This window comes from Aeromonas lusitana (assembly GCF_002812985.1).
Lineage (GTDB): Bacteria > Pseudomonadota > Gammaproteobacteria > Enterobacterales > Aeromonadaceae > Aeromonas > Aeromonas lusitana.
In genome coordinates, this window is the sequence record NZ_PGCP01000049.1 from 1 (window position 1) to 10,282 (window position 10,282).

The window sequence follows — 10,282 nt, forward strand, 5'->3', positions numbered from 1 at the left end:
TATAAGAGACAGATTTTGATCCCAGCCAGGCCCCTGGCAGCAAGAAGACAAACAACCTCAGCCCGTTGAACAGGAAGGAAACCGTGGAGGCCCGTACGCCGTTGAGGGCGGACGCCAGCAGCATTACCATGCCCTGAAAGCCGTAGCCGATGGGCACCAGGTGCAGGTAGAGCACTATGAGGCGCACCACCTGGGGTTGATCGCTGAACAGAGTGGCGATGAAGGGGGCCAGCCACCAGACGAGGCCATAGACGATGAGTTGGAACAGCAGGGCGAAGCGCATGCAGATCAGCAGTGCCGCCCTGGCTCGCGCCGGATTGCCGGCCCCGCAGTTTTGCGAGACGAAGGGCGCCAGCACGGAGGAGAGCGCCATCATCACGATCAGCAGCAGGGCTTCGACTCTGGAGGCGGCACCGTAGGCGGCGACCACCTCGGTGCCGAGCCCGGCGAAGATGATCATCAGCACGGCGTTGGCCAGCGGATTGAGCATGTTGGTGAAGGAGGCGGGTACCGCCACGTGCAGCAGGGCGCGCCAATGCGCCAGCAGCCGTGGGCGAGGGGAGAGGTGCCATGACAGCAGGCGCTCACGCTTGCGCAGGATGTGGAGACTGACCAGAGTCGCCATCAGCCAGGAGAGGGAGGTGGCGATGGCGGCGCCGCGAATGCCCCACTCGGGGAAGGGCCCTATGCCGAAGATGAGCAGGGGATCCAGCACCCCGTTGACCAGGCCGGCCACCGCCATCACCAGACTGGGGGTCTTGGTATCCCCGGTCGCCCGGATGGCGGCGTTGCCGACCATGGGCAGGGCCAGCAGGGGGACGGTCAGATACCAGATCAGCATGTAGTCGTGGATCAGCGAGATGAGATCGGCGCTGGCCCCGAGCAGGGTGAAGAGGGGGTGGATGGTGAGGGCGCCCAGCAAGGAGAGCAGGGTCACCAGCACCAGGGCGAGGAACAGGCAGTCGGTGGTGATGCGGGCGGCCTCGTCGTGGCGGCCCTGACCTAATGTGTGGCCGAGCAGGGCACTGAGGCCGGCGCCCAGCCCCATGGTCAGCGAAGTCACCACGAAGGTGACCGGGAAGGTGAAGCTGATGGCGGCCAGCGCCTCTGTGCCCAGCAGGCCGATGAAGAAGGTATCGACCAGATTGAACGCCAGGATGGCGATAATGCCGAGGATCATGGGGCCCGTCATGCGCGGCAGCACTGAGGTCAGGGGTGCGGTCAGCATGGGGTTGGGTCGGCTCAAGGGATTGTCTCTTGCTGCTGGGCCAGAAGGCAGGCCAGGTCCATTCCCCTTCCTGATTGGGGCGAGATCCATCAAAGATGCTCATAGTACGTGAAAAAATTTTTTTTGTATTTGCCCTTGAAGGGCTACCCAAGTTGCCCCAGATCAGGGGCATAACAAATTTGGCCGACTGCGGCCATTCCTCAAGCAACACAAGAGACTCATTTTGGGAGAGTTATCGATGAAAATTCGTCCACTGCACGACCGCGTCATCATCAAGCGCATCGAAGCTGAAGCCAAATCCGCTGGCGGCATCGTCTTGACTGGCACTGCGGCCCAGAAGTCCACCCGTGGTGAAGTTCTTGCCGTGGGGACTGGTCGAATTCTGGACAATGGCGATGTCAAAGCCCTCGCCGTCAAGGTAGGTGACAAGGTGATCTTCAACGAAGGCTACGGTGTGAAAACCGAGAAGCTGGATGGTCAGGACGTGCTGATCCTGTCTGAAACCGACATCCTGGCGATTGTCGAAGAGTAATCACTCCCTTTTCCCCGCATTGATTTAAGGATTCAAGAACATGGCAGCTAAAGAAGTTAAGTTCGGCAACGAAGCTCGCATCAAAATGCTGGAAGGCGTCAACATCCTGGCCGACGCCGTCAAGGTAACCCTGGGCCCGAAAGGCCGCAACGTGGTACTGGACAAGTCCTTCGGCGCTCCGACCATCACCAAGGATGGCGTCTCCGTTGCCCGTGAAATCGAGCTGGAAGACAAGTTCCAGAACATGGGCGCCCAGATGGTCAAGGAAGTTGCTTCCAAGGCCAACGACGCCGCCGGTGACGGTACCACTACCGCAACCGTACTGGCCCAAGCCATCGTCAACGAAGGCCTGAAGGCCGTTGCCGCCGGCATGAACCCGATGGACCTGAAGCGTGGTATCGACAAGGCCGTTGTGGCCGCCGTTGCCGAGCTGCAGGCCCTGTCTACCCCTTGCGCCGACAGCAATGCCATCGCTCAGGTTGGTACCATCTCCGCCAACTCCGACGAGAAAGTGGGTGCACTGATCGCCGAAGCCATGGACAAGGTCGGCCGTGATGGCGTCATCACCGTCGAAGACGGTCAGGGCCTGGAAGATGAACTGGCTGTGGTTGAAGGCATGCAGTTCGACCGTGGTTACCTGTCTCCCTACTTCGTCAACAAGCCGGAAACCGGCTCCGTCGAGCTGGATGATCCCTTCATCCTGCTGGTGGACAAGAAGGTCTCCAACATCCGTGAAATGCTGCCGGTGCTGGAAGGCGTAGCCAAAGCAGGCAAGCCGCTGATCATCGTTGCCGAAGACGTGGAAGGCGAAGCGTTGGCGACCCTGGTGGTCAACACCATGCGGGGCATCGTCAAAGTCGCTGCCGTCAAGGCACCTGGCTTCGGTGATCGTCGCAAGGCCATGCTGCAGGATATCGCCATCCTGACCGGTGGTACCGTGATCTCCGAAGAAGTGGGCATGGAGCTGGAAAAAGCGACCCTGGAAGATCTGGGCCGTGCCAAGCGCATCGTCATCACCAAAGAAAACACCACCATCATCGATGGCGTGGGTGATGCATCCCTGATCGAGAGCCGCGTGGCTCAAATCCGTCAGCAGATCGAAGAGACCTCTTCCGACTACGACCGTGAGAAGCTGCAAGAGCGCGTGGCCAAGCTGGCCGGCGGTGTTGCCGTCATCAAGGTTGGCGCTGCCACCGAAGTCGAGATGAAAGAGAAGAAAGCCCGTGTTGACGATGCCCTGCACGCAACTCGCGCCGCCGTAGAAGAAGGTGTGGTTGCCGGTGGTGGTGTGGCGCTGGTACGCGTTGCCGCCAAACTGGCTGGCTTGCGTGGTGACAACGAAGACCAGAACGTGGGTATCAAGGTCGCTCTGCGCGCCATGGAAGCTCCGCTGCGTCAGATCGTCATCAACGCCGGTGAAGAAGCGTCCGTCATTGCCAACGCGGTGAAGAACGGCGAAGGCAACTTCGGTTACAACGCCTACACCGAGCAATACGGTGACATGCTGGCCATGGGTATCCTGGATCCGACCAAGGTGACCCGCTCTGCCCTGCAGTTCGCCTCTTCCATTGCCGGCCTGATGATCACCACCGAGTGCATGATCACCGAGCTGCCGAAGAAAGATACCCCTGCCATGCCTGATATGGGTGGCATGGGCGGCATGGGTATGATGTAATCCTGTCTTAGTTATCAAACGGCTCGCATTTGCGGGCCGTTTTTTTTAGTGCTACTAAACTGAGTCTATTGATAACAAAATCATCTGAGGTGAGCATGAGAAATTTAGGCCTGATTCCATTACTGTTTTCCCTTTTCATGTCCGCCACTGCACTCGCCGCCCCGCAGGGTCCCGTGATCCTCAAGGTGACAGGTGATGTGGAGTCCGCCAATCCGACCGATGGGGAAGTGGCCTTTGATCTGGCCATGATCCAGGCCTTGCCACAACACGAGATCGTGACGGGCCATCCCTGGGCGGACAAGCCACACAAATATGTGGGCCCCAAGTTGGCGGACGTGATGACGGCCGTCGGTGCGAAAGGCAAGAGCATCACCTTGACGGCGCTGAACAGTTTCCAGATCCGGATCAAGTGGGATAAGGTCAAGCAATACGATCCTATCCTGGCCTGGCAAGACGATGGCATGACCATGCGGGTGCGTGACAAGGGACCGCTGTGGTTTATCCTGCCACTGGATCAGTATCCCGAACTCAAGCGCTCCGAATTCACCGACATGATGATCTGGCAATTGAGTTCCATCGACATTCAGCAGTAATCATGGTTGCTTGTGGGAGCATTGGGTGAAAGCGAAGACCAGGGCCTGGCCCTTACTCGGCGTGCTTTATCTATCCATTCTGTTATTCACGGGGAGCACCCTGTATTGCCTGGTGCAGATACAGAATGCGACCCGGGTGATGGAAAAATACACCTATGACGTCTCCTGGGCGCTGATGCAGTTGCAGCTCGAGTTGGGCCGCTTCCTCAATGCCGTCGAGATTTACCATTATGGCGGCATCGACCACGAGGCCCTGCTGCTTCGCTACGACATCCTATGGAGCCGTACCCCCATCCTCCTGAGCGGCCAGCTGCGCAAGAGCCTGGCCGACAACCAGAAGACGATGCGGCTGGTGCAGCTGACCGAGAGCAGTATCCGTGAGCTCGAACCCAAGCTGGCCAAACTCAAACCGGGCACGCCAGATTATCAGCAGATCATGATGATCCTGGCACCGTTGCAGGAGCCCCTGTCTTACTCCCTCGCCTCCGTCATGCAGAACAACATCAATGTCTATTCGGGCAACGACAAGCGTTTCGGTCAGTTGCGCAATGCCCTGTTGTTCATGGTGTCCGGTCTGGTCATCTCCGTCATCCTGTTGAGCGGCTTGCTCATCCGCGAAGCCAGGCGCCACTTCAGAACGGCGCGGATCGATCCCCTGACCGGCCTCCCCAACCGCTTGGCCTTGCTCGAGAAGATGGAGTCCTATGTCAGTCGCGATACGCCGTTCGGACTGGTACTGGTCGATATCAATGATTTCCGGGACATCAACAGCAAGTTCGGTTACAACACAGGCGATCTCCTGCTGCAGGAGCTTGCCAAGCGGCTGCGTGCCCTGTGTGAAAACGGGGAGTGGGTGGCGCGCCTCGGGGGCGATCAGCTCGCCATGTTGCAGCGAGAAGGAAGCGACTTGCGCCAGGTCAGGGAACTGGTGGCGAGAGTCCTGCACTCCCTCAAGCAGGACATCCTCATCGACAACTACCCGTTTCGGCTGGAGGTGGGCATCGGCATCGCCTTCTTCCCGATGGACAGCAACCAGACTCAGGAGCTGCTGAGCCGGGCTGAGCAGGCCCTGTTCCACAGTCGCAAGACCCATGTGCCCTACGTCATCTACGACAACTCCCTGCTCAACGAGACCGCCAGACGCAAGCATCTCGCCTCCGACATGGTGATGGCGCTGGAGCACAACGCGCTCGAGCTCTATTACCAGCCCATAGTCAACCTGGAGAGCGGTCGCTGTGAGGCGGTCGAGGCCTTACTGCGCTGGCGTCACCCCGAGCTGGGTTTCATTCCGCCCAACGAGGTGATCCAGGTGGCGGAGGAGTTCCAACTGGCGGAGAAGCTCGGCAGCTGGATTTTGAATACGGCGTGCGAGCAGCTCTACAAGTGGCAACATTTGGGGCTGGTCGACCTGCAGATGTGCGTTAACATCTCACCGGGCATGTATCAGCGCAATCTGCTGCGGTTGGTCGCCAAGGCATTGATGGAGCACCATATTCCCGCCGCCAGCCTGGTGCTGGAGGTGACGGAAGATACCACCATGCGCGAGGTGAAGAACTCGCTGCAACTGATGCAGGATCTGAATCATCAGGGCGTTCAGCTGGCCCTGGATGACTTCGGCACCGGTTACTCTTCCCTCAGCTATCTGCAGAAGCTGCCGGTCAGCAAGGTGAAGATCGACAGATCCTTCATTCAGGGGATAGATACCTCCATCGAGGCGGCCGAGCTAGTCGCCAACATCTGCCGAATGGGCTCCATGCTGGGCAAGAAACTGGTGTGCGAGGGGATAGAGACCCAGGGACAGCTCGACGTGCTGCGTTCGTTGACCGACATTCATCTCTACGGGCAAGGCTATCTGTTCAGCCGTCCGGAGCAGGCGGCGAAGGCTTATCAGATCCTGCTGGAGATGGAGGAGCGCTGGCTGGCACGGCGTACCCCGGACAAGGCCTATCTGATCTGAGCAATATTTCTCATGTTCGATGCATTCTGGCCGATAGAGCTTAGGCAGGAGGTACACAATGGATATTTCTAGCTCTGCATCTACGTCATATGGTTCTGCCCTGATGACGGCCAGTCTGGCAAAAAAACAGCAGCTTCAGGACGGGGAAACCGCGCTGAAGTTGTTGCAGACAGCCGCCCAGCCAGCCCAGGCGCCAGTTACATCGGCGACGGGCTCTCTGGGAAGTAACATCAACATTCACGTTTGAGCCAAATAAAAAGCCCCCATCATCTGATGGGGGCTTTTTTATTCACGTCTTGTGCCTGTGTCGACTCAGAGCGGGAAAGGTGCCGGTGCCTCAAAGCTCATCCGCTCGCCACTGCGTGGATGAGTGATGGTCAGCATGGCCGCATGCAGGTAGAGGTGCGGCGCCGCAGCCAAGGCCTCTGGATGGGCATAGAGGTTGTCTCCCAGGATGGGATGACCCAGCTCCAGCATGTGGACCCGCAGTTGGTGCGAGCGCCCCGTGATGGGGGTCAGCTTGATCAGGCTGTTGCCATTTTCCACCTTGAGTTTCTCCCACAGGGTCAGGGCATGGCGCCCCTCCTCGAAGTCCACCTTCTGCCTTGGACGGTTGGGCCAGTCCACGCAGAGCGGCAGATCGACCTGACCCGAGTCGGCCTCCGGCTCTCCCCACACCCAGGCGAGGTAGTGTTTCTCGGTTTCCCGCTCGCGGAATTGTCGGCTCAGCTCCCGATGGGAATTCGGGGTGAGGGGAATGACAATGACCCCGGTAGTGGACATGTCGAGACGATGGGCCGCTGCCGCCTTGGGGTGCTGCTGCTTGACGCGATACAGGACGCTGTCTTCATTTTCGGGACCGCGGCCGGGTACGCTGAGCAGGCCGGTAGGCTTGTTGACCACCATGATGTCCTTGTCCTTGAACAGGATATCGAGCCAAGGCTCCTGCGGCGGTGAGTATTCAAATGTAGCGTCTTGCATCTTTCATCCAGGGGGCTGGCCCCATCAGTGACTTAGTTATGGGTGACCACTATAAACCGGATCGCATCCAGCTTGAGTTGGGTCTGATCGATCAGGTGGTGCAATTCTGCCTGCAGATTGCGCAGATAATCCAGTTCGCTGTCGCGCACATTCGGATTGACCGCCTTGAGCGCTTCCAACCTGTCCAGATCCTGCTGCAGGGTCTGCGCCATCTGCGCACGCGCCTTGTCGACTATCCCCGCTTTCAGCTCTTCGGCAATGGCCTGGCCCTTGCCGATGAGGCCGTGGATCACAGGCTGGGATGCAGTCACCAGCTTGCTGCCGAGGTGACGATTGACCGGGGTCAGCTGGCGGTTGAAGGCATCAAACGCCACCTTCTCCCCCAGATTCTGGCCGTTCTTGTCCATCAGCAGTCGGATGGGGGTCGGTGGCATGAAGCGATAGAGCTGGGGATGGGCAGCCGATTCGGCCACGAAGATCAATTCCAGCAGAATGGAGCCGATCGGCAGAGCTTTATTCTTCAATAAAGCCACCGAGGTAGCACCAATCTCTGAACCCAGGATCAGATCGATCCCGCCGCGCATGATGGGGTGCTCCCAGGAGAGCAAGGCCATGTCATCCCGCGCCAGGGCGGTGGGGCGATCGAAGGTGATGGTCATGCCATCCTGGGGCAGGCCCGGGAAGCTGGGCACCAGCATGTGATCGCCGGGAGTCAGCACCAGTGCATTCTCCCCTCTGTCGTCCTGATTGACGCCGATCTCGTCGAACATCTTGAGGGCAAAAGAGATCATGCCAGTGTCATCATCTTCGGCAGCCAATTTATCTACCAGGGCGAGGGCGGCATCACCCCCGCTGGAGTGGATCTCCAGCAGGCGGTCACGTCCCTGTTCCATCCGGGCCTTGAGCGGTTCGTGCAGTTCACGGGTCTTGACCAGCAGGGCATCCAGCACCGTCTGTTCGCCATCGTTGGCGGCCAGCAGTTCGAACAACTCGTCCCGCACCGCTTCAAAGATTGGGCGAGCGGTGGGGCAGGTCTGCTCGAAGGCATCCAGACCATCGTGATACCAGAGCAGCAGTGCCCGCTGGGCGGTGCCGGTCAGGTAGGGGACATGGATCTCGACGGTATTCTGTTGGCCGATCCGATCGAGACGACCGATGCGCTGCTCCAGCAGGTCCGGGTTGAGGGGCAGATCGAACAGCACCAGGTGGCTGGCGAACTGGAAGTTGCGACCCTCGGATCCTATCTCGGAGCAGAGCAGCACCTGGGCGCCACCATCCTGTTGGGCGAAGTAGGCGGACGCCTTGTCCCGCTCCAGGATTGACATGCCTTCATGGAACACGGCACCGCGGATCCCTTCACGGGTGCGCAGCGCCTCTTCCAGCGCGATGGCGGTGGCCGCCTCGGAGCAGATCACCAATACCTTCTGCTGGCGCGCACCGAGCAAGAGTTCCAGCAACCAGTCGACGCGAGGATCGAACTGGGTCCAGCTGGCGTTGTCTCCCTCGAACTGCTGGAAGATCTTCTCCGGATAGAGGTAGCGCAACGCACGGGTCTGCAGATCGCCACCGTTGCCACCCATCATGCCCATCACCTTGATGGCGGTCTTGTACTGCTCCGGCAGCGGCATGGGGTAGATGTTGAGATGACGCTCGGGGAAGCCCTGAATGTTGGCGCGACTGTTGCGGAACAGCACCCGGCCAGTGCCGTGCTGATCGAGCAGTTTGTGCACCGCCTGCTGACGGGCGGCTGCATCGCCGAGGTCCAGCCCATCCAGCTGGTTGGCGAGGATCTGCCTGGCTTTTTCGCTCAGGGTCGAACCGGCCAACAGCTCCTGCGCCGCGCTGGCAACCTGGCCATAGGCCTGCTCCTCGGCGAGGAAGGCGTCGTAATCGTAGAAACGCTCGGGATCGAGCAGGCGCAGGCGGGCGAAGTGGCTCTGGTGACCGAGCTGATCCGGGGTGGCGGTCAGCAACAGCACGCCAGGCACCTGTTCAGCCAGGGCTTCTACCATCTCGTAGGCGCGGCTGGGGGCGTCTTCGCTCCATTCCAGATGATGGGCTTCATCGACGACCAGCAGATCCCATTCGGCTTCCAGCACCTGCTCGAAGCGGCGGCGCTTCTTGCGCAGGAAGTCGAGGCTGCAGATCACCAGCTGTTCCGTCTCGAACGGATTCTCGGCGTCGGCGAAGGCCTCGATGCAGCGCTCCTCGTCAAATAGAGAGAAGTGCAGGTTGAAGCGGCGCATCATCTCGACCAGCCACTGGTGTTGCAGGGTTTCCGGCAGCAGGATGAGCACGCGCTGGGCACGGCCAGACAGCAGTTGCTGATGGATGATCATGCCCGCTTCTATGGTCTTGCCCAGACCCACTTCGTCGGCTAGCAAGACGCGGGGGGCATAACGATGACCCACCTCGTGTGCAATATAGAGCTGGTGAGGGATCAGGCTGACCTTGCCACCGGCCAGGCCACGGGTCGGGTTGCGGCGGCGCTGGTGTTGATTGACCAGGGCTTCGTAGCGCAGGGTGAAACGGGACATCCGATCGATCTGACCGGCGAACAGGCGATCCTGCGGCTTGTTGAACTTGATGAAGTTGCTGAGAAACACTTCCTTGAGGACGACAGGCTCATCGGTGTCGGTACGTGTACCGACATATATAAGCAGCCCATCCTTCTCCTGCACTTCCTCGACCAGCATGGTCCAGTCTTCGTGACTGGCTATCTGATCGCCCACATTGAAGCTGACCCGGGTCACCGGCGCCTCTTCTTTGGCATACATGCGGTTTTCACCGGTAGCCGGAAACAACAGGGTAACCATGCGTCCTTCTACAGCAACGACAGTTCCCAATCCCAGATCCGTCTCTGTATCACTAATCCAACGCTGGCCAAGTGCAAAAGGCATTAAATTCTCCAAAGCCCAAGAGTGTGAGAATCGCAAAGGGGCGCTATGTTACCCGAAGGCGGGACCCCGATCATCATGGTTGTGACAATAGGAAAAGCCAATTCGATACAAGTTTGATCTGTCGACCTCTCTTGCCCCGCAAGATGCGTATATCGACCTCATGCGGGGCCAGTTCAGATCGTAAAGACATCACTTTGGGTGATTAGTGAACGGTTGAATCAAAACTGCGAATTTAATGCGAAATAGCCCTTGTCATCCCGGCTCAGCTCCCTATAATGCGCCTCCATCGACAGGGCAAGCGGCAACGCAAACAAGCCGGTCGGCGCCTCGAAAAAGCCTTTGAAAATAAGGCTTGACTCGAGAAGGCGGTTGAGTAGAATGCCACTCCCGCAGCAACGAAACGTTGCAACGCTCTT

The 10,282-nt window shown here is 59.1% G+C and carries 9 protein-coding genes; 5 read left to right on the forward strand and 4 right to left on the reverse strand.

Going from position 1 to position 10,282, the window contains the following annotated elements; translation table 11 throughout:
• Positions 1-1,228 (reverse strand): MATE family efflux transporter (locus tag CUC44_RS20275; protein ID WP_244166809.1); only part of this gene is annotated, 1,228 nt, incomplete at its 3' end.
• A 238-nt stretch (positions 1,229-1,466) separates the two neighbouring features.
• On the opposite strand from CUC44_RS20275, the gene CUC44_RS20280 reads away from it, so the two are divergent.
• The 5 genes from CUC44_RS20280 to CUC44_RS20300 all read left to right on the forward strand — a co-directional run bounded on the left by CUC44_RS20280 (position 1,467) and on the right by CUC44_RS20300 (position 6,232).
• Entirely contained in the window at positions 1,467-1,760 is a 294-nt protein-coding gene (locus tag CUC44_RS20280) for a co-chaperone GroES (protein WP_005309514.1), read from the forward strand.
• 40 nt (positions 1,761-1,800) lie between these two features.
• The gene (gene groL / locus CUC44_RS20285) at positions 1,801-3,435 is read left to right on the forward strand and encodes a chaperonin GroEL (protein ID WP_100861665.1); all 1,635 of its coding nucleotides are present in this window, start codon (positions 1,801-1,803) and stop codon (positions 3,433-3,435) included.
• 95 nt (positions 3,436-3,530) lie between these two features.
• Complete coding sequence (locus CUC44_RS20290) at positions 3,531-4,028, forward strand: putative pterin-binding protein (protein ID WP_167388971.1); 498 nt, start codon at positions 3,531-3,533, stop codon at positions 4,026-4,028.
• Between the two features lie 25 nt (positions 4,029-4,053).
• Positions 4,054-5,985 carry a putative bifunctional diguanylate cyclase/phosphodiesterase gene (locus CUC44_RS20295; protein WP_100861670.1) on the forward strand — a complete coding sequence of 644 codons (1,932 nt, stop codon included), beginning with the start codon at positions 4,054-4,056 and terminating at the stop codon, positions 5,983-5,985.
• Between the two features lie 58 nt (positions 5,986-6,043).
• Positions 6,044-6,232: a hypothetical protein gene (locus CUC44_RS20300; RefSeq protein WP_050720163.1), complete on the forward strand. Its 189-nt coding sequence runs from the start codon at positions 6,044-6,046 to the stop codon at positions 6,230-6,232.
• A 65-nt stretch (positions 6,233-6,297) separates the two neighbouring features.
• Here the strand turns inward: CUC44_RS20300 and rluA are convergent, their stop codons facing one another.
• From rluA to CUC44_RS21185, 3 genes are all read right to left on the reverse strand, one after another.
• Positions 6,298-6,966 (reverse strand): bifunctional tRNA pseudouridine(32) synthase/23S rRNA pseudouridine(746) synthase RluA, encoded by a 669-nt coding sequence (rluA, locus tag CUC44_RS20305; RefSeq protein WP_100861667.1) that lies wholly within the window; start codon positions 6,964-6,966, stop codon positions 6,298-6,300.
• A gap of 32 nt (positions 6,967-6,998) precedes the next feature.
• Complete coding sequence (gene rapA, locus CUC44_RS20310; protein ID WP_100861668.1) at positions 6,999-9,866, reverse strand: RNA polymerase-associated protein RapA; 2,868 nt, start codon at positions 9,864-9,866, stop codon at positions 6,999-7,001.
• A 218-nt stretch (positions 9,867-10,084) separates the two neighbouring features.
• Positions 10,085-10,282: hypothetical protein (locus CUC44_RS21185; protein WP_208621096.1), on the reverse strand; the 198-nt coding region annotated here is incomplete at its 5' end.